Source organism: Caballeronia temeraria (genome assembly GCF_001544795.2).
Lineage (GTDB): Bacteria > Pseudomonadota > Gammaproteobacteria > Burkholderiales > Burkholderiaceae > Caballeronia > Caballeronia temeraria.
This window is the reverse complement of the sequence record NZ_FCOI02000023.1, coordinates 73,534-97,676: the sequence shown is the minus strand read 5'-3', so window position 1 is coordinate 97,676 and position 24,143 is coordinate 73,534. Positions and strand designations below refer to the sequence as shown.

At 62.3% G+C, this 24,143-nt stretch carries 22 protein-coding genes; 15 read left to right on the top strand and 7 right to left on the bottom strand.

What is annotated here, in order from left to right; genetic code table 11:
* Positions 1 to 16 precede the first annotated feature (16 nt).
* Both AWB76_RS27260 and ilvD read left to right on the top strand, forming a co-directional pair.
* Positions 17 to 2,053, top strand: a complete 2,037-nt coding sequence (locus AWB76_RS27260; RefSeq protein WP_061163236.1) for a capsule polysaccharide biogenesis protein — start codon at positions 17 to 19, stop codon at positions 2,051 to 2,053.
* A 165-nt stretch (positions 2,054 to 2,218) separates the two neighbouring features.
* Positions 2,219 to 4,078: a dihydroxy-acid dehydratase gene (ilvD, locus tag AWB76_RS27255; protein ID WP_061163235.1), complete on the top strand. Its 1,860-nt coding sequence runs from the start codon at positions 2,219 to 2,221 to the stop codon at positions 4,076 to 4,078.
* A gap of 67 nt (positions 4,079 to 4,145) precedes the next feature.
* Here ilvD and AWB76_RS27250 read toward each other — a convergent pair whose 3' ends face one another.
* Positions 4,146 to 5,618 (bottom strand): tetratricopeptide repeat-containing glycosyltransferase family protein, encoded by a 1,473-nt coding sequence (locus tag AWB76_RS27250; RefSeq protein ID WP_061163234.1) that lies wholly within the window; start codon positions 5,616 to 5,618, stop codon positions 4,146 to 4,148.
* Positions 5,619 to 5,986: 368 nt separating this feature from the next.
* Here AWB76_RS27250 and AWB76_RS27245 point away from each other — a divergent pair, with 368 nt between their 5' ends.
* Positions 5,987 to 6,400 carry a hypothetical protein gene (locus tag AWB76_RS27245; protein WP_061163233.1) on the top strand — a complete coding sequence of 138 codons (414 nt, stop codon included), beginning with the start codon at positions 5,987 to 5,989 and terminating at the stop codon, positions 6,398 to 6,400.
* Between the two features lie 66 nt (positions 6,401 to 6,466).
* On the opposite strand, the gene AWB76_RS27240 is transcribed toward AWB76_RS27245, so the two are convergent.
* On the bottom strand, positions 6,467 to 7,324 hold the full coding sequence (locus AWB76_RS27240; protein ID WP_061163253.1) for an oxidoreductase: 858 nt from the start codon (positions 7,322 to 7,324) through the stop codon (positions 6,467 to 6,469).
* Between the two features lie 119 nt (positions 7,325 to 7,443).
* Between AWB76_RS27240 and AWB76_RS27235 the strand changes: the two genes are divergently transcribed.
* From AWB76_RS27235 to AWB76_RS27225, 3 genes are all read left to right on the top strand, one after another.
* Positions 7,444 to 8,379 (top strand): LysR family transcriptional regulator, encoded by a 936-nt coding sequence (locus tag AWB76_RS27235; RefSeq protein WP_061163232.1) that lies wholly within the window; start codon positions 7,444 to 7,446, stop codon positions 8,377 to 8,379.
* A gap of 101 nt (positions 8,380 to 8,480) precedes the next feature.
* Positions 8,481 to 8,846, top strand: a complete 366-nt coding sequence (locus AWB76_RS27230; protein WP_061163231.1) for a BON domain-containing protein — start codon at positions 8,481 to 8,483, stop codon at positions 8,844 to 8,846.
* 46 nt (positions 8,847 to 8,892) lie between these two features.
* On the top strand, positions 8,893 to 10,491 hold the full coding sequence (locus tag AWB76_RS27225; protein ID WP_061163252.1) for an MFS transporter: 1,599 nt from the start codon (positions 8,893 to 8,895) through the stop codon (positions 10,489 to 10,491).
* Position 10,492: 1 nt separating this feature from the next.
* Here AWB76_RS27225 and AWB76_RS27220 read toward each other — a convergent pair whose 3' ends face one another.
* Positions 10,493 to 10,855, bottom strand: coding sequence for an NUDIX hydrolase (locus AWB76_RS27220; protein WP_061163230.1), 363 nt, complete (start codon positions 10,853 to 10,855; stop codon positions 10,493 to 10,495).
* 228 nt (positions 10,856 to 11,083) lie between these two features.
* Here AWB76_RS27220 and AWB76_RS27215 point away from each other — a divergent pair, with 228 nt between their 5' ends.
* From AWB76_RS27215 to AWB76_RS27195, 5 genes are all read left to right on the top strand, one after another.
* Positions 11,084 to 11,896: a CHAD domain-containing protein gene (locus tag AWB76_RS27215; RefSeq protein WP_061163229.1), complete on the top strand. Its 813-nt coding sequence runs from the start codon at positions 11,084 to 11,086 to the stop codon at positions 11,894 to 11,896.
* A gap of 81 nt (positions 11,897 to 11,977) precedes the next feature.
* Complete coding sequence (locus tag AWB76_RS27210) at positions 11,978 to 12,727, top strand: DUF2278 family protein (RefSeq protein WP_061163228.1); 750 nt, start codon at positions 11,978 to 11,980, stop codon at positions 12,725 to 12,727.
* A 107-nt stretch (positions 12,728 to 12,834) separates the two neighbouring features.
* A complete protein-coding gene (locus tag AWB76_RS27205) occupies positions 12,835 to 13,050 on the top strand; it encodes a hypothetical protein (protein ID WP_061163227.1) in 216 nt (71 codons plus the stop codon).
* 114 nt (positions 13,051 to 13,164) lie between these two features.
* On the top strand, positions 13,165 to 14,403 hold the full coding sequence (locus AWB76_RS27200) for a multidrug effflux MFS transporter (RefSeq protein WP_061163226.1): 1,239 nt from the start codon (positions 13,165 to 13,167) through the stop codon (positions 14,401 to 14,403).
* A gap of 104 nt (positions 14,404 to 14,507) precedes the next feature.
* Entirely contained in the window at positions 14,508 to 14,717 is a 210-nt protein-coding gene (locus AWB76_RS27195) for a hypothetical protein (protein ID WP_061163225.1), read from the top strand.
* A 22-nt stretch (positions 14,718 to 14,739) separates the two neighbouring features.
* On the opposite strand, the gene AWB76_RS27190 is transcribed toward AWB76_RS27195, so the two are convergent.
* Together AWB76_RS27190 and AWB76_RS27185 are read right to left on the bottom strand one after the other, a co-directional pair.
* Entirely contained in the window at positions 14,740 to 15,414 is a 675-nt protein-coding gene (locus AWB76_RS27190) for an NADPH-dependent FMN reductase (protein ID WP_074171425.1), read from the bottom strand.
* 76 nt (positions 15,415 to 15,490) lie between these two features.
* Positions 15,491 to 17,677: a hybrid sensor histidine kinase/response regulator family protein gene (locus AWB76_RS27185; RefSeq protein WP_061163224.1), complete on the bottom strand. Its 2,187-nt coding sequence runs from the start codon at positions 17,675 to 17,677 to the stop codon at positions 15,491 to 15,493.
* A gap of 173 nt (positions 17,678 to 17,850) precedes the next feature.
* Between AWB76_RS27185 and AWB76_RS27180 the strand changes: the two genes are divergently transcribed.
* Together AWB76_RS27180 and AWB76_RS27175 are read left to right on the top strand one after the other, a co-directional pair.
* On the top strand, positions 17,851 to 18,117 hold the full coding sequence (locus tag AWB76_RS27180; protein ID WP_061163223.1) for a YlcI/YnfO family protein: 267 nt from the start codon (positions 17,851 to 17,853) through the stop codon (positions 18,115 to 18,117).
* Positions 18,118 to 18,120: 3 nt separating this feature from the next.
* Positions 18,121 to 19,107, top strand: a complete 987-nt coding sequence (locus tag AWB76_RS27175) for an FkbO/Hyg5 family chorismatase (RefSeq protein ID WP_061163222.1) — start codon at positions 18,121 to 18,123, stop codon at positions 19,105 to 19,107.
* Here the strand turns inward: AWB76_RS27175 and AWB76_RS27170 are convergent.
* Complete coding sequence (locus tag AWB76_RS27170; RefSeq protein WP_061163221.1) at positions 19,099 to 19,968, bottom strand: LysR family transcriptional regulator; 870 nt, start codon at positions 19,966 to 19,968, stop codon at positions 19,099 to 19,101. The two genes, AWB76_RS27175 and AWB76_RS27170, sit on opposite strands and share 9 nt — an antisense overlap.
* An 88-nt stretch (positions 19,969 to 20,056) precedes the next feature.
* On the opposite strand from AWB76_RS27170, the gene AWB76_RS27165 reads away from it, so the two are divergent.
* Positions 20,057 to 20,971, top strand: coding sequence for a DMT family transporter (locus AWB76_RS27165; protein ID WP_074171424.1), 915 nt, complete (start codon positions 20,057 to 20,059; stop codon positions 20,969 to 20,971).
* 10 nt (positions 20,972 to 20,981) lie between these two features.
* Here the strand turns inward: AWB76_RS27165 and AWB76_RS27160 are convergent, their stop codons facing one another.
* Complete coding sequence (locus tag AWB76_RS27160) at positions 20,982 to 21,887, bottom strand: LysR family transcriptional regulator (RefSeq protein WP_061163220.1); 906 nt, start codon at positions 21,885 to 21,887, stop codon at positions 20,982 to 20,984.
* Positions 21,888 to 22,012: 125 nt separating this feature from the next.
* On the opposite strand from AWB76_RS27160, the gene AWB76_RS27155 reads away from it, so the two are divergent.
* Complete coding sequence (locus AWB76_RS27155; protein ID WP_061163219.1) at positions 22,013 to 24,142, top strand: 3-hydroxyacyl-CoA dehydrogenase NAD-binding domain-containing protein; 2,130 nt, start codon at positions 22,013 to 22,015, stop codon at positions 24,140 to 24,142.
* The last annotated feature ends 1 nt before the right edge of the window (position 24,143 follow it).

Here is a 24,143-nt window from a genome sequence, read left to right as displayed (position 1 = left end):
TCTACGCACCGTAAAGATGAACGATCATCGCTTGAATATTGCCGTGACGTCGGCGGGCATTGCCGGCCGCAACTTCATCGAAACGCACCTTGGCGCCTCGGTCGACGTCGTCCGCAGGTCACGGCGCGACCTTGGGGAGAAATATTCGGCGATCGCTGGTTGGGGCAACAAGCGCAGCGGAGCACTCGCACGCGAACTGGCAGGGCAGAGCGGCTTGCCTTGCTGGCTCCTCGAAGATGGCTTTCTCAGATCGGCGGGAGACGGTACGGACCCGCAGGGGCTGTCGCTCGCCGTCGACGACATCGGCATCTATTACGACGCGCGGCAGGGCTCACGCCTGGAACTGCTGATCGCGACAGGCTGTCCTCAAGAGTCGCTCGATCGCACGCGGACGTTGATCGGCGCGTGGCGAGCGCATCGGCTGTCAAAGTACAACCATGCTCGAGATGGCGTCATTCGACACCGTGACCATGTGCTCGTTGCGGATCAGACGAACGGCGATGCATCGATCGACGGTGCGCTCGCGACATCCGGCACATTCAGGGCGATGCTCGAGGCGGCGCTCGACGAGCATCCGCACAGCAAGGTCGTTCTTAAAGTGCACCCGGATGTGTTCGCCGGGCGCAAGTCCGGGCACTTCGACGTCATGACGCCAGGAATGGCCTCGAGGGTTGAAGTCATCGGACAGCATGTTCACGCGCCCGACCTTCTCGAGCACGCGCGGGCGGTGTACACGGTCAGCTCGCAGATCGGCTTCGAGGCGCTTCTCTGGGGGCGTGCGGTCCGCACCTTCGGCATGCCGTTTTACGCAGGCTGGGGCCTGAGCGTCGATGCACTGGCGTCGCCGGAGCGTCGCCGGGCGGTGCCGCTGGAAGATCTGACGTATGCCGCGCTCATCGCCTATCCGCGCTATGTAGATCCCGAGCAGCGCGTGTGCTGCGAAGTCGAGACGGTGGTCGAACACATTGCCTTGCAGCGACGCATGCGCGCGCGGTTCCCTGAAACCATTCACGCGCTCGGATTTTCACGATGGAAGAAGCCGATTGCCAGAGCCTTCTTCGGAGGCAGCGAAGTCAGCTTCGTGCGCCATGCCCGGAAGATACCGCCGCGGGCGCAGGCACTGGCGGTCTGGGGCAGCGGCAAAGTCGATACCGGCGCGCCCGGTGACGGACGCATGCTCATCCGCGTGGAAGACGGTTTTGTGCGTTCGGTCGGACTGGGCGCGGCCCTTGTCAAACCTTCGTCGTGGGTGCTCGACGATCGCGGCATTTACTATGACGCGCGGTCGACGTCGCGCATCGAGACGCTTCTGTCCGATGCTGAGTTCGATCCGGCCGTGCTCGAACGGGCGGCTCGTCTGCGGGAAAGCATCGTTGCCCGGCGACTCACCAAATACAATCTGGGCGGCGCGCGCTGGCGGCGTCCGGCGTCGGCGAGCCGGGTTGTGCTGGTTGCCGGGCAAGTCGAAGGCGATGCATCGCTGACCTATGGCGGCGTCGACATCAGGACCAACCTCGCTTTTCTGGAAGCAGTGCGGCGCGAGGAACCGGATGCCTACATCGTCTACAAACCGCATCCGGATGTGGTCGCGGGCTTGCGTCCCGGCGCGGTGCCCGGCGACCAGAGCGCAAGTCTTTGCGATGAAGTGCTGCAAGATCATTCGATCATCGACGTGATCCGCGAGGTGGACGCGGTGCACGTCATGACCTCGCTTGCCGGCTTCGAAGCGCTTCTTCACGGAAAACCGGTGACAACGCACGGGCTCCCCTTCTATGCAGGCTGGGGGCTCACGGTGGACAGGCATCGCGCCGTGCGGCGTGAACGCGCGATCTCACTCGACATGCTGGTGGCGGCAACGCTTATTCTCTATCCGACGTACGTGAGCGAGATGACGGGCCGGTTTACAACGCCGGAGCGCATATTGTGCGAACTCGATGCACGTCGTTCAGCCGCGCGCGATTCACCTGCACGCAATGTCCTGCTAGATGGCGTTCTTCGGCTGGCGGCGCGCTGGCGGTCGCTCATCGGGCCGACGCGACCCTTGAAGCCCTGATCCGCGAGTCGGCGCGTCGCCCGTGCGCGAGCGATTCGCGCCACCCTTTATGTGATAATTCAACCCTTCGCGCCCGCGCGACCCAAAAGGTCCCCGATCCCGGCGCGCAAGGGCCCTCACCCTCGTGGCCCGCTTTCATCCCGCGACATTCCAACAGCAACCACGATGCCCACATACCGTTCCAAAACCTCCACCGCCGGACGCAACATGGCGGGCGCGCGCTCGCTCTGGCGCGCCACCGGCATGAAAGACGAAGATTTCTCGAAGCCGATCATCGCCGTCGTCAACTCGTTCACCCAGTTCGTGCCGGGGCACGTGCACCTGAAGGATCTGGGCCAGCTCGTCGCGCGCGAGATCGAGGCCGCGGGCGGCGTCGCGAAGGAGTTCAACACCATCGCGGTCGATGACGGCATCGCGATGGGTCACGACGGCATGCTCTACTCGCTGCCGAGCCGCGACATCATCGCGGATTCGGTCGAATACATGGTCAACGCGCATTGCGCCGACGCCATGGTCTGCATCTCGAACTGCGACAAGATCACCCCGGGCATGTTGATGGCCGCGATGCGCCTGAACATCCCCGTGATCTTCGTGTCCGGCGGCCCGATGGAAGCGGGCAAAACGCGCCTCGCGAATCCGAAGACGAAGGCCATCGAGCTGAAGAAGCTCGATCTCGTCGATGCCATGGTGATCGCCGCCGACCCGTCGTATTCCGACGCCGACGTCGCCGAAGTCGAACGCTCCGCATGCCCGACGTGCGGCTCGTGCTCGGGCATGTTCACGGCCAACTCGATGAACTGCCTCACCGAAGCGCTCGGCCTCTCGCTGCCCGGAAACGGCACCGTCGTCGCGACGCACGCCGACCGCGAGCAACTGTTCAAGCGCGCGGGACGCAGTATCGTCGAACTGGCGCGCCGTTACTACGAGCAGGAAGAAGCGCGCGTGCTGCCGCGCTCGGTCGGCTTCAAGGCGTTCGAAAACGCGATGACGCTCGATATCGCGATGGGCGGCTCGACCAACACGATCCTTCACTTGCTGGCGATCGCACGCGAAGCCGAAATCGACTTCACGATGAAGGACATCGACCGTCTTTCGCGCACCGTGCCGCAGCTTTGCAAGGTCGCGCCGAACACGAACAAGTACCACATCGAAGACGTGCATCGCGCGGGCGGCATCATGGCGATCCTGGGCGAGCTGGATCGCGCGGGCAAGCTGCACACCGACGTGCCGACCGTGCATGCGCCGACGCTGAAAGACGCGCTCGCGCAGTGGGACGTCAAGCTCACCGACGACGAAGCCGTCAAGACCTTCTACATGGCAGGCCCCGCCGGCGTGCCGACGCAAGTCGCGTTCAGCCAGAACACGCGCTGGCCGAGCCTCGACACGGACCGCGCCGAAGGCTGCATCCGTTCGTACGAGCACGCGTTCTCGAAGGAAGGCGGACTCGCGGTGCTGACGGGCAACATCGCGCTCGATGGCTGCGTCGTGAAGACCGCGGGCGTCGATGAAAGCATCCTCGTGTTCGAAGGTACGGCGCATGTCACCGAGTCGCAGGACGAAGCCGTCGAGAACATCCTCAACGACAAGGTGAAGGCGGGCGATGTCGTCATCGTCCGATACGAAGGTCCGAAGGGCGGACCCGGCATGCAGGAAATGCTGTACCCGACGAGCTATATCAAGTCGAAGGGTCTCGGTAAGGCATGCGCGCTTCTGACGGACGGACGTTTCTCGGGCGGCACATCGGGGCTGTCCATCGGTCACTGCTCGCCCGAAGCGGCGGCGGGCGGCGCGATCGGTCTCGTGCGCGACGGCGACAAGATCCGCATCGACATTCCGAATCGCACCATCGACGTGCTGCTTTCCGACGAAGAACTCGCGTGTCGTCGCGAAGAGCAGAACGAGAAGGGCTGGAAGCCCGCGAAGCAGCGTCCGCGCAAGGTGTCGGCGGCGTTGAAGGCGTATGCGAAGCTGGTGATGTCGGCCGACAAGGGCGCGGTGCGGGATCTGTCGTTGCTCGACGATTAAGGTTGTGGTTGCTTTGAGAAAGCCGCTCTTCGGAGCGGCTTTTTTGTGTTTTCAAGAAAACGCTTTCTCAAACGTTGGCGTCTCTCCGAAAATCGTGGTGCTCCAACGCATTCACAACGCGCTCCAAGACTTCGTCCCAGTTTCCGCGTTCCTTCTGCGTGAAAATGCGCACACTCGGATACCACGGACTATCTTCGCGATTACGCAGCCATCGCCAGCAACCGGCAAAGCGATTCAGGAGCCACACTGGCTTGCCCATCGCGGCCGCCAGATGTGCGACGGAGGTATCGACCGAAATGACCAGATCCAGACATGAAATGAGCGCGGCCGTGTCGGCAAAGTCCTTCATCTCGTCCATCCAGTCGACAACCAGTTCGCGTTGCTCAGGCTTGAGACGCTTCTCTTCGATTTCAGGCTTCTGCAGGCTCACCCAGCGAGCACGAGGCCAGCAGATGAGCGGGTCCACTTGGTCTGCGGAGATGCTTCTCAATTGATCGATGTCCATGAACGAGTGGCCGCCCGCCCATACGAGTCCGATACGAGGCAACGAAGGACGCTCGAGCTTCTCCAGGCGAGACGTGAATTGCTGTGCGGCGCGGCGCTCAGCTTCCAAATAGGGAATTGCGGCGGGTATGGTGTCGAGAGTCGTCCGGAAAGCCATCGGCATCGACATCGTGAAGATATAGCGATCCCACTGCCAGAAATCGCTCGGAACGTCGTCGAGAAGAACCAGGTTTGGCCACCGCGTACCCAATGAGTGGGCGAGCAACCGGCGCAACGGTTTAGGACATACGAAGCCGACCTTGGCGAAGCGTTCGAGCACCATCGGAAGGTAACGACAGAATTGCAAGGAGTCGCCAAAACCCTGCTCGGCAAGCACGAGCAAGTGCTGACCGCTGCTATTGTCGAACGCGCCGTCCCATTGTTGGATGGGTAATGTGGGCATCGTAGCGGACTCCCCTGACGGGGACTTCAAGCCCGCCCAACGATGCTCGAAATGAGGCCACGCTTCTTCGTATCGGCCCGCTAACAACAAGGCACAGGCCAGGGTATTGCGGCATTGGGAACTACTGGGCCGGAGCCGAACCGCATGCTGCATCTGTTCGATCGCGGCGTCCACCTGATCGAGTTGTTGAAGAATGAATCCAAGGTTATTGCGCGCGGCGAAGTTGTCAGGCGTCAACCTCAGCAATTGCCGAAATGCTTCCTTTGCTTCTGGATAGGCCTTTCCTCGATACAGCGCATCGCTCAAATTGGTTAGTAATCCTTTTGTTGTATCCGACGAATCCTGTTCGGCCGGCAAGGCAAGTCCTGCTCGTGCCGCCGCTGCGGCGCGCTCGAATTCACCACAAGATATGAGGGTGCCGGACAAGACGTTGTAAAGCCAGGCACTCGGGAACGCTTGTGCAACCTGTTCGAAGCACGCGGCCGCGTCCGGATGCCGCTTCATCAACTGCGCGATGTTCCCCTTGAGTAGCAAGGCTTGACTGCGTTCTTCGATGCCGATGCATTGCGAGAGGCACGCGTCCACGTGCGTCATGGCCGAAGTCCAGGATTCCGTTCGGCAAGCATCAAGGGAGCGGCTGTAGTGAATACGGCTATTTTCGTTAAAAAGATGCAAAACACTCATACATTGATTGATCGTCGAATCTCGCGGCCAGAGGACTTTGCGGAGTATGCCTTAGCATGAATCCGACCCGCTAGCCATTGAACGATGTGTTGCAGGATTCGAAACGTCGAGACGCCCGCACAGTCGACGTGACTGCGTCGTCGCGCCCCATTGCGTTCGATACATAGACTCAATGTCCCCCAAGGGATTGGGCAGCACGCCACACATCGATATCGTTGTTCAGGCGGTCGCATCGGGCAAGACCGCTTTCGACATCCGGCAGATTGGAGGCAACCAACATGGCGACCCCCACCGTCGCGCCGCTCACCTTTCAGCGCGCGCCCAACCAACCCCGCAACTGCACCTTCAATCCGCACGACTGGGAGATTCTGAGCCAGTACTCGCATCCCGTCGCGTTCGCAGCGGATATCGCGGACAAGCCGTCAGGGCGTGGAACACCGAAGGCTTTCAGGAGATTCTGCCGCCTTCCATCGATATCCAGGCATCGGCGGGACGGCGCGAACGGCATGCGCGCCGAATACGTCAGCACCGTCAGCAACTTCCCGAAGTCGATGCAGCATCGCGCGCCCGAAGGCGTGGCCTTGTGTCATCGAAACATGCGTGCGGATATAGCGATGGTCAACGCAGTCGCGATATCGATTAAACCGCCCGATCCTTATTCCGCCGGATTCATTGCCGCGCGATCATGGTGAAAATGGTCCGTGCATTATGTGCATTCGAGCGGCGTCTTTATCGACGCCGCTCTTCGCATCGAGCGATCAGACCGCGAAGTCCGTCGAACTGGACAACTCACGCCACGTTTCGGTTTCCGCCGTCACGTAAGCGTTTTTCTCCGCGATCACCTTCAGCGTGTCGGTGCCGAGTGCGAGGCGCAGCGGCGGCGTGTGCGCATCGGCGAGCGTGAGAAGCGCGGTCGCGAGCTTCTGCGGATCGCCCGGCTGATTGTGATTCATGCCGACAGCGAAGCGCCGCACTTCGCCCGAGGTCGCATCGTAATCGTCGATGATCTCCTTGCCGACCACGAGCGACGATGCATCGAGAAAGTCCGTGCGGAAGTAGCCCGGCTCGACGACCGTCGCATGAATGCCGATGGGTTTCAACTCCGCATGCAGCGCCTCGGTGATGCCTTCGACGGCGAACTTCGTCGAGCAATAGACGCCGAATCCGGCCGCCGAGCGATAACCGCCGACCGACGACATGTTCACGACATGGCCGCGCTTCTGCTCGCGCATCACGGGCAGCACGGCGCGCGTCACGTTGAGCAGGCCGAAAACGTTGGTGTCGTACATGCGGCGCACGTCGGCATCGCTCGATTCTTCGACGGCCGCGAGCAGACCGAAGCCCGCGTTGTTGATCAGCACGTCGATGCGCCCGAACTTCGCGATAGCCGCGTCGACTGCAGCCTGGGCCTGCGCTTCGTTCGTGACGTCGAGCGCAACCGGCAAGAGCGCAGGCGATTCGCCGAGACGATCGACGATCGCCGCGACATTGCGGCCGGCGGCGACAACAGCGTTGCCGTCGTCGAGTGCCGCGCGTGCGATGAGTGCGCCCAGACCGCGCGATGCGCCCGTGATGAACCAGACGCGCTTGTATTGCTGTTGAGTGGCGTTGCTCATGATGTGCTCCGTTGTGCCGGTAGTGAAGGTGAAACGAAGCATAGGGTTTCCGATTCGCACGAACTAGCCGCCGAACGCTAGACTGATAATCAACTTTTATTTGCGAATCGGGGCGCTCCATGAACGAGGTCCGCGCAATTTCGATCTTCGTGCGCGCCGCCACGCTCGGCAATTTGCGGCGTGCGGCCATTGATCAGGGGATATCGCCGCAAGCTGCGAGTCACGCGGTGATGCAGCTCGAAAAGTCGCTCGGCGTGCGCCTCTTTCATCGCACGACGCGCAAGCTTTCGCTGACCGAAGAAGGCCAGCGTTTGCTGCAGACCGTCGAGCCGGCGCTCGCAATGCTCGCATCGGCTATCGCGGATGCGCGCAGTGCGAAGGAAGACATCGCCGGGCCGCTGCGCATCAGCGCGCCGAAAGCGCTCGGGCGCGCGTTGTGGCCATCGGTGCTGGAGTTTGCCGCGCTTTATCCCGATGTCGAGGTCGACGTGCGCTTCGACGACCATTTCACCGATCTCGTCGAGGAACGCGCCGACGTCGGATTGCGCGGCGGCTCGCCGCCCGCCGGCGGCGCGATCGCGCGTCGTCTCGTGCCGATTCAGCTCATCGTGTGCGCGTCGCCTGCGTATATCGAACGATATGGTGCCCCGCGTAGCGTTGAAGATTTGTCGTTGCATCGCTGCACTGGATATCGTCGGGCGAATACCGGCAAGCAGGCGCCGTGGGAATTCATGATTGGCGACGAGATCGTCTATCGCGAGATCGCGGCGACGCTCTGCACGAACGATGTCGACGCGGAAGCCGACGCCGTGCTCGCCGGTCTCGCGATCGGTCAGCTCGGCAGCTTCTCGGCGGTGACGCATATCCGCGAGGGACGTCTCGTGCCCTTGCTCACGCGTCATATGACGCAGCGCGAATCGATCTACATCTACTACCGGCATCGAACGGAGCAGCCGCTGCGTGTGCGAACGTTCATCGACTTCATGATCGGAAAGCTCGCGGATAACGGCGATTTTTTCCTCTCGCGGACGGAATTGCGCGCGCTCGCGAAATGAACGGCCCGATTCCCTGCGATATCGCGAAGCGCCGGCTAGAATTCATCGTGCCTTTGCAGCCTTCGTAGCATCCATGCCACTCAAGCCACCGGAGCCAAGCGATGAAAACGATCAATGCGCTCAGATTTACCGCCGTTGCATCAGCGATAGCCTTTTCCGTCAACGTATGGGCCCAGACCAGCGATGCGGGCGCGACGCAGTCCGCAACGCCATCGGCCAGCGCGGGAAGCTCGAAATCCGCGATGCGCAAGGCTAACCGCGCACTCAGCAAGAAGGTGTCTCAGGCGCTGCAGAAAGGCGGCGTCGAACTGAACGGCATCAATGTGATCGCCAAGAACGGCGCGATCACCCTCGCCGGTCATGCCGCAGACGCCGAGCAGATCGACAAGGCCGCGTCGATCGCGAAAGGCGTGGACGGCGTGAAGTCGGTGAAGAATGTTCTGACGATTCAGGAAGGCGGCCAGTAACGTCCCGCACGCGAGCGCGCAAACAAAACGGGTGCTCGCGCACGTCATGGACTCGTTCGTCGACGTTCACGATCCCGGGCGGCAACGCCTGCCCTTTCGAGAATCGCTGCTCGCGATGCTCGGCATCGCCTTCGTCACGATGCTGGTCGCGCTCGATCAGACCATCGTCGGCACGGCGATGCCGCGCATCGTTGCCGAGTTGAAGGGCTTCGATCTGTACGCGTGGGTCGCGACCTCGTACATGCTCGCTTCCGTCATCACGATTCCGATCTTCGGGCGGCTCGGCGACCTTTACGGACGCAAGCCGTTTCTGCTCGCGGCGATCGTGCTGTTCACAGCGGCATCCGTGCTGTGCGGATTCGCGAACAGCATGCTGTTTCTCGTGATCGCGCGCGGCGTGCAGGGCATCGGCGGCGGCATTCTGCTGGGCACAGTGTTCGCCGCCGTCGCCGATCTCTTTCCCGATCCGAAGCTGCGTTTGCGCTGGCTCGTGCTCGTCACGTCGACGTTCGGGGTCGCCAACGTGATCGGCCCGACGCTCGGCGGCATGCTCACCCAGATGCGCGGCTGGCGGCTCGTCTTTTTCGTCAACGTGCCCGTCGGCATCGTCTCGCTGATGTTCGTGCTGTTGTTCGTGCCGAACCTGCGTCGCCTGAAGGTGCGCGGACGGATTCAGCTCGACTGGCTCGGCGCGTGCGTCGTCGCGGTGACGCTCGGCGCCTTGCAACTGCTGATCGAAATGCTGCCGAAGGAAGGCCTCTCACGCACGACGATCGTGCTTGCGCTCGTGGCGCTCATCTTCGGCGCGACGCTGTACTTTTGGGAAAAGCGCATGGGTTATCCCGTCGTGCCCGTCGACGTGCTGATGGATCGCAAACTCGCCGCGCTCTTTGCGATCTCCGTGCTCGGCGGCTTCGCGCTCTTCTCGATGGCCTTCTACATTCCGCTGCTGTTTCAGGGCGGTTACGGCATGTCGCCGCACGATTCGGGCATGCTGATCACGCCGCTTCTGCTCGGTACGACGGTCGGCAGCATGCTCAACAATCGCATCGTCACACGCATTCCGCGCGCGAACGTGCTGCTGTATGCGGGCTTCGCGCTATCCGTGGCGGGCTGCCTTGCGCTCGTATCGCTCGATGGCCACGAGCCGCATGCCGTGTGGATGGCGTGCATGGGTGCGAGCGGGCTGGGCCTCGGGCTCGTCGCGACGAATCTCACGATCTGTTCGCAGCAGATCGTCGCGCATGATCAGATCGGCGCGGTCACGGCGTTGCTGCAATCACTGCGCATATTCGGCGGCATGCTCGGCACGGCGATCACGGGCGCGCTGCTCGGGCATCTGTATGCGCAGAACGTGAATCGTCCGCTCGATTCGTATCAGGCCACGCAATGGCTCAAATCGTTCGCGAGCCCTGATCTGCTGATCGATCGCGCCGAGCAGTCCGCGCTGATCGAACGTCTCGTTGCAGCGGGCCAATCCGCCGATGCGATGACGATGATGCATTCGGCGCGCATGGCGCTCGTCGCAGCGATTCACGTCGGGCTCGTGGTCGCGGCGCTGGCGGCGTTCATCGGCTTGTGTCTTGCGTGGTTCGTGCCGGCGGTGCGCGTCGTTTATGGCGATGCGAAGGGGCAGGGCGCGTGACTCAGCGCTTGCCGCCGAGCGCCTTGACGATCAGTCTGGTCGGCGCGCTGGTGGCGAGCCGTTGAATCTCCGACATGTGAACCCATCGGCATCGTTCGATTTCATTGCTTGCGCGCGGCTTCGCGTTTTTCGGCACATCGCAGAAAAAGACGTGATGATGTTTCTGTCTTCCACGATGCTGAAACAGAAACTTCGCCGACTTGCCCGCAAGACGTGTTTCTTCCTTGAGTTCGCGCAGTGCCGCGTCGTGCAACTGTTCGCCTCGCTTGAGCATGCCGCCGGGCAGCGCCCATTTGGTGCGACGTCGCGCAACCAGCAAAATCCGGTTGCCCTTTCGACAGATGACTGTGGCTCGCTTCCTCAAACCGGCTCCAGATATTTTTCTCGTTTATTGAATGCGCGGGACGCTTCCCGCAAGCGGTCCTAGTTTAACCAACAGGAATTGTGTTGTGGGGCACCCGATAACAGCGGCGTTTCCCGTATTGCGTTTCGAGCAAGACGCGTTCCGCGCTTTCATTGCATCGTTTTGGGGCAAAGAGGTTGGCCGGGTACGACGGTTGCATCAAGAAAGGCATTTGGAAAGGGAACGATCATGCCTGGTAAAGCGTCCGCAACGGCCGAAGCGAGATTCGGCGATCTGGCTTCGCCGTTGATCGAAGAGGCGACGCGGCATGCTTCTGCACTCGATGGGAACACCGACCCCGAAATGCTGCACAAGCTTCGTGTCGCGTTGCGCCGGTTGCGTACGTTGTTCTGGGCGTATCGGCCCTTGCTGGAAGAGGAATTCGATACGCGCCAGCGCGCGTTGTTCAAGTATCTCGCGACTTCGGCGGGCAGCGCGCGCGACTGGGACATCCTGCTCGAATTGCTGCATGCGCTTCATGTCGAAGGACTCGATGAATCCGTGAAGACGCATCGCGCGGCCGTGCTTGCGACGAGCATCGAGACCATCGCCAATGCGGACGTGAAGCATGTACTTCTAAGCGGACTGAAGGAGGCGAAACATCAACTCAATACGGGGCGTCGTCGCGTGCCGGTCGAGCGCTTCGCGAAGAAGCGGATCAGCGCGGCCCGCGGTCAACTGAAAAAGCGCATCAAGCAGGCGCTGCGTGCGAAAGAGTCGAACTATGCCGCTTATCACGAGGTGCGCAAGGCGGGAAAGAAAGTGCGTTACCTGATCGAGTTCTTCGAACCGGATATCGCGCCTGGACTGCGTAAGAAGGTGAAGAGCCTGAAGCGGCTGCAAAAGCGCTTCGGTGCGTTAAACGATGTCGTCGCGAGTCGCGGACTGCTTGCGGACTCACAAGGTGCGCTGCCTGATGACATCGACACGAAGCAGGCGACACGCGCGTTGAAGACCGAGCAGAAGCATCGATTCAAGGCTGCGAGAAAGGCGATTCGCTGATATCGGCGCGTATCCCGTATCGATTGGAACGATGTCACACTTGCCGCATCAAATGATCGCTCACATTCACGGAGCATCATCATGGCGCAAAACGAATACGTTCTCTTCAAGGGCACGGTCAAGCTCGGCGTTCCCTTTCTCGATGGTTACAAAGGCGATCCGCATTATGTGATCGTCAGCGAAGACACGAACGGGCAGTCGTTCAATATCGTCACCAATGTGAAGTCGGATAGCTCGCTGACGGGGCCGGCGGGCTATCTCGTCCTGTATCTCTGGAATCAGTACTTCGATCATCCGATGAAGGCCGATCTTGCCAAGCTATCCGCGGGTGTGTCGACATCGAACTTTCCGAAGCTCGACTACGTGCACGATACGCGACTGCTCGATCTCAGCGCAATGCGCCCGATCCCGCTCGACACCAAGGACGAGAAGAACGATATCAACGCGCTGCTCAACGAGATGCTGCAACTCGACATGTCGGCGAATGGCGTCGACTATGTCTACAAGACGCCTAGCTATAGCGACGATCGCCTCGGTTGGAAGCCCACGAAAGATGTGACCGTCTACGCCTTCGGCTTTCTGTTCGAGCCGGGTAAGGACGGGTTGCACGAAACGCATATGAATCAGGGCAATCCGAAGCCAGCCCCGGGCAGTCATATCAAGGACCATTCGAATGAAAACGGCGTGCTTCAGGACGGCGCCGTGATGGTCGAAGTGGATGGCAAGTTCCAGGCGCTGTTCGTCGCGTTCCAGACGCAACTCGTGCCGACGGACAATCGCGGCCGTCCGATACCGGGCCAGTCGCATCCCATTCTGAATGGCAAGACATGAAACACAAGTGACGCCCGCACTGATTAGCTAAGGCCGATGCCTTCGTTGGGAAGAAGCATCGCCCGTATTAGCATGAATCGCTCGCACGCTTTTTTCACGGGACATTCATGCGATACAAGGGATATGACGTCGAGCCCTCCGCGCTGGCCTTGCCGAGCGGCCTTTTTGCGGCGAATCTGATCATCGGGCGCGGTGCGGCGGGGCATGCCGCGTCCCTCACGTTCGACGCGCTCGATTACTTTTTCGAAGCCGAACACGCGATCGCTTATGCGTGGCGCTGGGCGCGTCTGTGGATCGATCAGCAGGGCAAGCGCGCCGGTTGACGCACGCGCGACGTGGACTTTAAGCCGATTCGCGCGATGACAGGCACAATACGATGAATCCGCCATCCGGATCGGCCCGAAGAGGCCGCCGGTCCCCGCTCATTCATCGGTGTCATGAACCACACTCATCCTTCGAAGAATTCCCCGCGTTTTCTGCTGTTTCTGGTTTGCCTGTTCGCGTCGGCGGGGCAGCTCGCCATCGACATTTACGTGCCCGCGCTTCCCGCGATGGCGCAATACTTCGCCACGTCGCCGCAGGCGATCCAGTCGAGCGTCTCGTGTTATATGGCGGCGTATGCGATCGGTCAGCTCGTCTTCGGTCCCGTCGCCGATGCATACGGACGCAAAAAAGTACTGGCGTTCGGGCTCGTCGTCTTCACGCTGGGCTGTCTGCTTTCGCTTGCCGCGACGAGTCTCGAAACATTCCTGCTCGCACGCTGCCTGCAGGGCTTCGGCATTGCCGCGACCAATCTGCTCGCGAAGACGATCATCACCGATTCCTTCAAGGGTCAGGCGTTGATGCACGCGTTCACCTATATGTCGATCGCATGGGGACTCGCGCCGATCGTCGCGCCCGTGATCGGCGCGCATTTGCAGGAATGGTTCGGCTGGAAGGCATGTCTCGTGTTCCTGCTCGTCTATTCGATCGTGATGTGGACGCTCGTATGGCGATATCGCGAGACCTTGCAGAAGCCGGTGCATCTCGCGCCGCGCACGCTGTTCACGAACGCGCGCAAGGTGTTGTCGAGCCCCGTGTTTCAGAGCTGCTTTCTCGCGCAGGGCCTGTGCTACAGCATCCTGCTCGTGTTCAATATCGTCGGTCCGTTCATGGTGCAGAACACGCTGCACAAGCCGCCGACCTACTTCGGCTATCTGGCGCTCGCGATCGGCATGATGTATTTCCTCGGCGGATTGTCGAACCGCCTGCATAGCGTGCGGCTGCCGAACGCGGAGCAACGGCTGCGCATCGGTGCGCGCGTGATGGCGGGCGCATCGGTCGTCATGCTGCTGCTCTCGCTGATAGTCGGCCTCACCGTATGGACATTGGCCGCGCCCGTTCTCGTGATGGGCTTCTGCGCGGGCGCGATGTACCCCACGCTGATGGCGAAGGGCAACTCGCTCTTTCCGCATATCGCGGGCCTTACGGCGGCGATCCTCGGCTGCTCGCTGTTGCTGGTGTCTTCCGTGATGATGGGACTCGCGGGCTTCGTGTCGGTGCATATCCTGACGCCGCTCGCCATTTTCTTCGTGATACTCGCCTTCACGGTCGTCACGATGGTGACGCTGTTGCTGCGTCACCTTGAGCAATCCGAGGCCGCGCGCACGGTGCGGGAAGGTGTCGACGCGGTCTGATGCGCCAAAGCGGTGCGGCCTGCAATGCATTGCAGAAAAGCTTGTTTGTCTAAGTCTTTTTGACAGCCTAGATTTGAGCTATTCATGCTGCGAGGAGGCGAGTCATGCCGCACTTCCTGAGTCAATACTGGCAGGCGTTGTCTGCACCGGCCGAGCGCATGCGCAAGCGTTCGACGAAAGACGCGCACGCCGTGCACGAAACCACGCGCGCGGAGCAGCTCGAGCACATCTCGGTCTATGCGCGCGCGGGGTACTTCAACATGGGTTATACCGTCGACGCGTTCCAGCTGCCGGGCGAGTCGCCGATGCACTGAAACCGCATCGTCGACGCGCGATTCAATGCGATGCGAGCTCGACCTCCCGCTCCAGTGCGTGATACTCGTCGATGCGGTCCGCGCCGAACGCGAGCGCGAAACTCGACGCTTGCCGCCCCACGGTGCGAAGCTGCTCGACGACCTTGGCATCGGAACACGTATCGGCTGATTCGAAGCGCGTCTCCAGCGTGTTGACGGTCGCGCCGAAAGGCGTCGGCCATCCGCGTAACGCATGCACGATGGAACGCAGCGACGTGAGCACCGTGCCCGCCGCCTGCCATCCATAAGCGGTGACGATGCAGCCAACCGCACGGCCGTCGAGATAGGGACGATCGTCGAGCCGCAGTTCTTCCAGCGTATCCAGCGCGTTTTTGACGAGACCCGAGATGCCGCCGTGATAACCGGGCGTCGCGATGATGATCGCATCGGCAGCGCGCACGGCCTCGATGAGTTCGTGTTGTTCGTCGGTGAGTTCGCGCGACTCGGGTGCATAGTGCGGCAGGCTATGAAGGAACGCGCCGCCGAACAGTTGCACGCTCGCGCCCGTTTCCTGCGCGCCGCGCAATGCGAAGGCGAGTGCCCGTTCAGTCGACGATTGCGGCCGCGTCGTGCCGCCGATGCCGACCACCCGTGGCCCGCGCGATGAGATAGTTCGAGACAAGATCGATGCTCCGTGGAAGTGAGACGTGATCCGCATACGTTATGGGAGTGCGCGGCATTCGCCAACGAAGCGAATCTGATAAGCAATGCACGGTTATGCGTGCCGGCCGCCCTCACTTCGTCGCGCGCACCGAAAGCGCGTTCAGGAGCCGCTGAAGATCGTCGATGTTGAAGGGCTTCGCGAGAATCGCAAACCCTGTGCGACGCGCCTCGTCGAGTTGATCGGCGTAGCCCGTCATCAGCGTGACCGATTGATTCGGGCGCGTCATCTTGATCCATTCCGCGAGCCTGATGCCGTCGTAGTTGCCGGGCATCTGAATGTCCGACAGCACGAGATCGAAGTCATCGCCGGCCTCGAGCATCTGCTTCGCGACATCGCCGGACGATGCGTGACGCGCTTGCCATCCGAGCACTTCGAGCACGGCGCACAGGCCCGCCGCGACCTCGTCGTTGTCTTCGACGAGCAACACGGTGGACGAGGGCGCTTCGCGCTCGATGCTTTCGACGGGCGGTGCTTGCGTGGGCGCGTCGGCTTCGCCGGTCCAGTGCGGCAGATAGATGTCGATCGTCGTGCCGAAGCCCCACGCCGAACTGAGGCGCGCGGTGCCGCCCGCCTGCTCCGCCATCGCCAGCACTTGCGCGAGGCCGAGCCCCGTGCCGGCGCCCGCGCCCTTGGTCGTGAAGAGCGGCTCGAACGCCTGCTTCGCGACGTCGGGCCGCATGCCCATGCCGCTGTCCTTGCACGAGATCACGACATATTCGCCCGAAGCGAGACTTTCGCGCGGATCGACATGGCGCACGTTGCTGCATTCGATACGAAAGTCGCCGCCGTGAGGCATCGCGTCCTTCGCATTCACCGCGATATTGATGAGCGCCGATGTCAGCTCGGTGGCATCGACGCGCACGGGCCACGTCGCATCCGGCACGCGCGTGCCGAGCGTCACCTTGTCGCCGACCGACGCGCGCACGAGCGGCTCCGATTCCTTCATCCAGCGATCGAGCCGTATGACCTGCATCTGCAAAGGTTGACGTCGCGCGACGCTCAACAGCCGCCGCGCGAGCGACTGCGCATTCGTCGAAGCGCGCTCGACCGCGCTCACTTCTTTTTCGAGGCCGTTGTAGCCCTTGCGCCGCGCCATTTCCATGTTCGACGTGACGACCATCAGCAGATTGTTGAAGTCGTGCGCGACGCTTGCAACGAGATTGCCGAGCGCGCCCATGCGCTGCAAACGCCGCGTGGCGGCAACGGCCGAGCGGCGCAGCGCAAGCTCGCCGCGCCAGTTGTGCCACGCGGCTTCTTCGGCCTTGAGGCGTTGCAGCGAGAAGCCGATCAGCACCCACAACGCGACGCACGGAATCAGCGCGATCGATGCAATCGACACATCGCGCCGCCACCATGCGACGCGCACGTCGTGAATGGAGAAGCCCGCGGCCGCATAGACGGGATAGCCGTCGACGCGCCGCCACGCGGCGAGCTTTTCATCGTTGTCGAGCGGGGACACGTAGCGCATGAGTCCCGTGGGCTCGCCTTGCGCGAAGGCATCGGCGAGCACCGAATGACGATCGGGCGCATTGGGCGCCGACGCGGGCGGATAGCGCGCGAGCACGGCGCCGTCGTCGCGATGCAGCGCGAGCGTGAGCGCGGGATCGCTCGCGGCGAGCTCGCGATAGAAGCCGATCAGATAGTCGCGTCGCACGGCAATCGAAATCTCGCCGAGAAAGCGGCCGTCCTTCGCATAACGCGCGCTCAACGTGTTGACGATGTCCGTGTTCTTCACGCGCCCGCGCTCGGGCATGGAGACGTGGAAGGTCGCATGCATGTCGCGCGTCGCGATGAAATCGGCGCGATCGCCGACGGATACGTTCGGCGCAGGAAAGAAGCGGCTGCTGAGGATGAGTCTGCCGTGACTGTCGAGCACGGAAAGGGCCGCTATCTGTGCTTGTGTCGCGGCAAGACGCGCGAGCTTGTCGTGCAGTTCCTGCTGACCGCGCGCGATGAAGTCCTCGTCGCCGCTGCCGAGCATTTCATCGATACGCGAAATCAGTTCGCGGTTGATGCTGAAAACGGTGTTTGCCTTTTCGTCGATGATGCGCGCGAACCGTTCGAGCGACTCGCCGGTTTCCGTGAGCGCGCGTCCGTAAGTGTAGTAACCGTACAGGCAGAAAAATGCGAACGGAATGACGATCGACGCAACGAGTGCGGCAAACAGGCGTCTGCGCGCGGCGCGAAAGTCGAGCGGAGGCAGAGAGGGCAGAGCGTCTGCGGTGCCGAGTGCGGAATGTTCTTCTGAATCGTTCATGACACGATGCGAGTCGTGCGCGAGCGCCGGGGCGGGCCTCACGCACGGCTTTTCGATGGTAGCACGCAGGTCTTTCACGGGCTGTGCACGGTCGTGCCGCAATCGAGCTGTGGTATAAGCACCGCATGCACGCGCCCGCTGGCGGCGCGCTACGAACGTAACAGGAGCATGCAGTGAGAAGGACCGCCGAAAACAAGCTGAAGGTGGTCGCAGTGCGGGTCGATCCACAATTCGAGCAACGGCTGCGACTCTTGGCGGAAGCGACGGGGCGCAAGCAATCGTTCTTCCTCCAGCAGATGATCGAGAACGGCATCGGCGCAATGGAAGAAACATGGCTGCCGCCGGACGTCCTCGAACAGGTGAGAAGCGGCGCATTGCCGCCTCTGCAACAGGATCGCATCGCGACAGCGGATCTCTTCGGCGATCATGCCGATGAATAATCGATGATCGCGGCCATCGCGTCCCGGTTCATCCGTCACGGCGCGGCCTGTGACGACGACGTGCTCGCGCGCATCGTTTATGGTGCGACGAGCGGCGCGCCGCGCATCGAAGACGGCGTGCCGATATTGCGTCTCGCGATGTGCGACGACGCGCGCGACGCTTTCGACGAAATCTGGGCGAGCGCTGGCCCGATCCATAGCGGCAGCTTCAACGATCTCGTCTTCGCCCACAACGACGAGTTTCTGTTTTGCGCGGGCTTCATTCCCTCTTCCGATCGATACACCGAAGCGACACGCAAAGCCTATGGCGATGCATTCGCGCTCGTCAGGGAACTGGATTTCCCGACGATCTTCCGCATGTGGAATTTCATCCCGCACATCAACGGCGCGAATCAGGAAGGGCTGGAGGTGTATCGCGATTTCTGCCGCGGACGCGCCATCGCGTTCGAGCGGGATTACGCGGATGCATCGGGCATGCCGGCGGCGACGGGCATCGGCACCTGGGGCGAGGGCGTCGGCTTCTATTTTCTGGCGTGCCGCGAGAGTTCGCCACGGCATATCGAGAATGCGCGTCAAACGCCTGCGTATGAGTATCCGCAGCGTTACGGTCCGAAGTCGCCGAGCTTCGCGCGCGGCACCATGTTGCGCGATGACCTGTACGTGTCGGGCACGGCGAGCATTCTCGGGCACGAGACCGTGCACGAAGGCGATGTCGAGAAGCAATGGAGCGTCGCCGTCGGCAACATTGCGCATCTGATCGGCGCGGACAATCTCGAAGCGCAGGGTGTGCGCGGCGCGTATGCGCTGTCCGATCTCGATCAGATCAAAGTGTATTACCGGCATGCCGCCGATCTGCCGCGCGTGATGCGACTCGCGCAGCATGCATTTCATCCCGATGCAAACATCCGCTATCTGAAGGTCGATATCTGCCGAGCCGATCTGCTCGTCGAGATCGAGGGCATTGCTTCACTTCGTCGTCGATCAGACTGACGCCGATTGCCTGAGCGTCTTCACGAGCAGGCTGTGCAGACTGTCCACCGCTTTCGAGCCGCGCGAATCACGGCTGCGGTAGACGGCGACTTCCATCGGTTCGAGCGGTCCCAGGCCTTCATCGCTGCCGAGAATGCGCAGATGTTCCGGCGCGCTGCATTGCGTGAGCGCCGCCACGGCCAGGCCGCTTTCGACGGCGGCGATCTGCCCGGCGAGACTCGAACTGTTGTAGACCATCTTGTATCGACGCCCCTGTTGCGCGAGCGAATGAATCGCGCTGCGCCGCGCGAGGCTCGTGCTTTCGTAGACAGCGATCGGCATCGGATCGCGTCGCCATAGCTCGAACTGCGTCGCGCCGACCCAGACCATCGGTTCGTGAAAGAGCAGCGTGCCGCGCCGGCCGTGATCGCGCGATACGAGCGCGATATCGAGTTCATTGTTCGCGATGCGCGGAATGAGCGATGTCGACTGCTCGCAGATCAATTCGATCTCGACACCGCTATGACGCGGCGCGAAGCGTTTGAGCACGGGCGTCAGATACTTCGCTGCGTAGTCGTCGGGCACGCCGAGGCGCACGCGTCCGGTGAGTTGCTCGCCTTGAAGCGCGACTTGCGCCTCGGCATGCAGATCGAGAATGCGCCGCGCGTAGCCGAGCAGCGTCTGTCCGTCGTGCGTCAGTTCGAGCGCGCGCGAGCCGCGTTCGATGAGCCGCAACCCCAGCGCGTTTTCGAGCTTCTTCAACTGCATGCTCACCGCCGATTGCGAGCGATGCACTTCGCCCGCCGCGCTCGATAGCGAACCCGCGTCGACAACGGCGACGAAGCACTTGAGCCAGTCCATTTGCAGATCGCTTTGTTTCATGAGTATCGGATAACGCTTTCGAAAATCGAATGGATGATGTTTGAATTATGCGCTTTTCGTTCGACGCGGCGGGACACACACTTCGGGCATGAACACGAATACCTCATTCCCTCAGGCGACCGCGCGCGGCGAAGCACGGCCGGCGTCAGGCGCGTGGCCTTTTCTCCTCGGCTGCGCGCTGCTCGGCACGATCGGCATCTTTCTGCACGAAGCGAAGGCCGATCCGCTGACCGCGACGTGGTTTCGCTGCGCATTCGGTTTGCTGGGCATGAGCGCGTGGGTGATCGTGCGCCGGCAAACACGCTGCCTGCGCGTGACGCGCAGCAACGGTCCGTGGGTGCTCGCCGCCAGCTTGCTGATGGTGTCGAGCTGGGTACTGTTCTTCAGCGCCATCGAACGCATATCGACGGGCGTCGCGATCGTCCTGTTCCACGTCCAGCCGATGTGGGTGCTCCTCTTCGCATCGTTGTGGCTGAAAGAGGCGATCGGCACGCAACGCATCGTGGCCGTTTCGGTCGCGATGTGCGGGCTCGTACTCGCAACGGGCATCGTCGGGCATACGAATGGCGGTTCGCCGCAATCAGACTACTGGATGGGCGTGGCCGCGTGTCTCGCAGGTTCGCTATGCATGGCGTGCGTGACGCTCATCGCGAAACGGCTGCGTGAATTGCCCGCCGGCGTGCTCGCGTGGTGGCAATGCGCGATCGGCACGCTGCTGTTATGGATTTGGCCGATGCAGCACGGCTGGCCCGCGTGGGGCATGTCGTGGGCATGGCTCGCGGGTCTCGGGCTGATTCACACGGGCCTTGCGTACACGCTGATGTATATCGGCATGGCGCGGCTCGATACCGCGCGCGTCGCCGTGTTTCAGTTCGTCTATCCGGCGGTGGCCATCATCATCGACTGGCTGGTTTTCGACGAGCGTTTGAGCGGCGTGCAGATGGCGGGCATTGCGTTGATGTCGGTGGCGATCTGGTTTGCCGAGCGGTCGCGAGAGGCATGATGCGAGCGCTTCAGCGCCGCCCGCGCCCCGCCTTCTGCGAGCGATCGAGCATGAACTCGATAAACGCGAGCGTCGCGCGCGTGTGATGCCGGTTCGGCATGTAAAGCATGTACATGTGCGTGCCGAAGATACTGAGCCGCCATTGATCGAGCGCGGTGAGGACTTCGCCGCGCCGCATGTCTTCCGTCACGACGTAATCCGGCACGATGCCGACGCCCAGCCCCGCGAGAATCGCATCGCGCAGAAAGAGAAAGTTCTCGGAGATGAGGCTCGGTTCCAGCAGCACTTCGTGACGTTCATCGCCGAGATACGCGGCGACGCGCGTCTGCTTGCCGACAACCGTCGCGGTGATCACCGGCACGACGCCCAATTCTTCCAGCCGCGTGGGCATGCCGTGCGCCTTCGCATACGCCGACGATGCGCATGCGACATAGCGCACCGGCCCCATGTCCCGCGCGACGAGACTCGGCGGCGGCTCGGGCATCACGCGCACGGCGATGTCGACTTCATCGCGCAACAGATCTTCGACGCGATTTTCGAACATCACGTCGAGCACGATATCCGGATACTCGCGCTTGAATGCGATCAGCCATTCCGACATGACGAGCTGCCCATAACCGCTCGGCACCGAAAGCCGCACGCGCCCTTGCAAGCGTTGCCCGAGCGACGATACTGATTCCTGCGCCGCGAGCAGTGCGTTGCGGATCGAACGGCCGTGCTCATAGAGTTCGAGGCCGAGTTCCGTCGGCTCGACGCGGCGCGTGGTCCGCCGCACGAGCTGCAAGCCGACGGTTTTTTCGAGCTGATTCAGGTGATAACTGACATTGGCGCGGCTCATCTTGAGGCGGCGCGCGGCCTCGCTCAGATTGCCCGCATCGAGAATTTCGACCAGCAGCGTGAGTTCGTTGACGTCCACGGCCCGATTCGATTGTCAAAGGCGATTTGACAGTCTGTCAACGAGCGCTGTCATTGTCAAGGATGGCTTTCGCCGCGAGAATACTTCCACGCCAAACCGGAAAACAGACTCAGGAGACTTCATCCATGACGCTTTCGAGCGCGCCCGAAACCGCGGACGTCGTCCAGCGTGAATTGCGCGGCAACGTTCTTGTCGTGACGATCGATCATGCGCCCGTCAACGCGCTCAATGCCGCGGTGCGGCGCGGCCTCATCGACGCGATCGAAGCCGCCGATGCCAACGCGTCCGTGCGCGCGGTGCTGATCGTCGGCGCGGGCCGCAACTTCATCGCGGGCGCGGACATTCGCGAGTTCGGCAAGCCGGCGGCGCCGCCGTCGCTGCCGGAGGTGTGCAACCGCATCGAGCGTTGCGACAAGCCGGTCATCGCGGCGATTCACGGCGCGGCGCTCGGCGGCGGGCTGGAAGTCGCGTTGGGCGCGCATTACCGGATCGCCGTCGACGGCGCGAAGCTCGGGCTGCCCGAAGTGCAACTCGGCCTTTTGCCCGGAGCGGGCGGCACGCAGCGCTCGGCGCGTCTGATCGGCGCGGAGGCGGCGTTGTCGCTGATGCTGAGCGGACGACACGTCGGCGCACAGGAAGCGCTGCGCCTCGGGCTCGTCGATCGGGTCGGCCAAACCGATGACGTATTTGCCGAAGGCCTCGCTTATGCGCACGAACTCATTGCGACACATGCCGCGCCGCGCCGCACGAAGAACGCGCGCGGACTCGCGGACAAGGAAGCGAGCGCGACCGCGATCGCCGCCGCGCGTGAGGAAACGCAGAAGAAGTCGCGCGGTTTGCTCTCGCCGCTGAAGATCGTCGATTGCGTGGAAGCGGCGATGAATCGTCCGTTCGACGAAGGCCTGCGCTTCGAGCGCGAGCAGTTCCTCGAATGCCGCGAGAGTCCGCAGCGCGCGGGCCTCGTGCATGCGTTCTTCGCCGAACGCGAAACGCAGAAGTCGCCTGAAACGCGCGATGCGCAACCGCGCGCGCTGCGTAGCGTCGGCGTGATCGGCGGCGGGACGATGGGCGCGGGCATCGCCGTCGCGCTCCTCGATGCGGGTCTTAAGGTGACGATGATCGAGCGCGACGATGCATCGCTCGAACGCGGGCGCGCGCACATCGAAAAGGTGTACGACGGGCTGATCGCGAAAGGCCGCATGACGCAGGAAGCGAAAGCGCGTGCGCTGCAGCACTTCAATGGCGACACGAAATACGATGCGCTCGCCGATGCCGATCTCGTCATCGAAGCCGTATTCGAGGACATGGCCGTAAAGAAGGCCGTATTTGCCGAACTCGATCGCGTGTGCAAGTCCGGCGCGGTGCTCGCGACGAACACGTCTTATCTCGACATCGACGAGATCGCGGCGAGCATCGCGCGTCCGCAAGACGTGCTCGGGCTGCATTTCTTTTCGCCCGCGAACATCATGAAGCTGCTCGAAGTCGTCGTGCCCGCGCGCGTAAGCGCCGAGGTCGTCGCGACCGGTTTCGAGCTTGCGAAGAAGCTGAAGAAAGTCGCGGTGCGCGCGGGCGTATGCGATGGCTTCATCGGCAACCGGATGCTCGCGGTGTATCGCGCCGCGGCGGATCATCTGATGGAAGACGGCGCGTCGCCGTATCAGATCGACCGCGCCGTGCGCGACTTCGGCTTTCCGATGGGACCGTATCAAGTGATCGATCTCGCCGGCGGCGATATCGGCTGGGCGGCGAGAAAGCGCCGTGCCGCCACGCGCGATCCGAATGCGCGCTACGTGCGCATCGGCGATGAACTGTGCGAGCGCGGCTGGTTCGGGCAGAAAACCAAACGCGGCTTCTATCGTTACGACGATGGCGCCCGCATCGGCACGCCGGACGCCGAAGTCGAGTCGATCATCGATGCCGAGCGCAAGCGCGTGGGCGTGACGCCGCGTACATTCACCGATGAGCAGATCGTGCGCCGCTACCTTGCCGCGATGATCAACGAGGGCGCGAATATCGTGCACGAAGGCATCGCGCAACGTCCGCTGGATGTCGATGCCACGCTGATGCACGGCTTCGGCTTTCCGCGTTATCGCGGCGGCCCGATGCATTACGCCGATACCGTGGGCCTCGACAAGATCCTCGCCGATATCCGCGAGTTCGCGAAGGACGATCCGCGATTCTGGCGCGCGTCGCCGTTGATCGTCGATCTCGTCGCGCGCGGCGCGAACTTCGCGAGTCTGAACCGCGCGGCCTGAC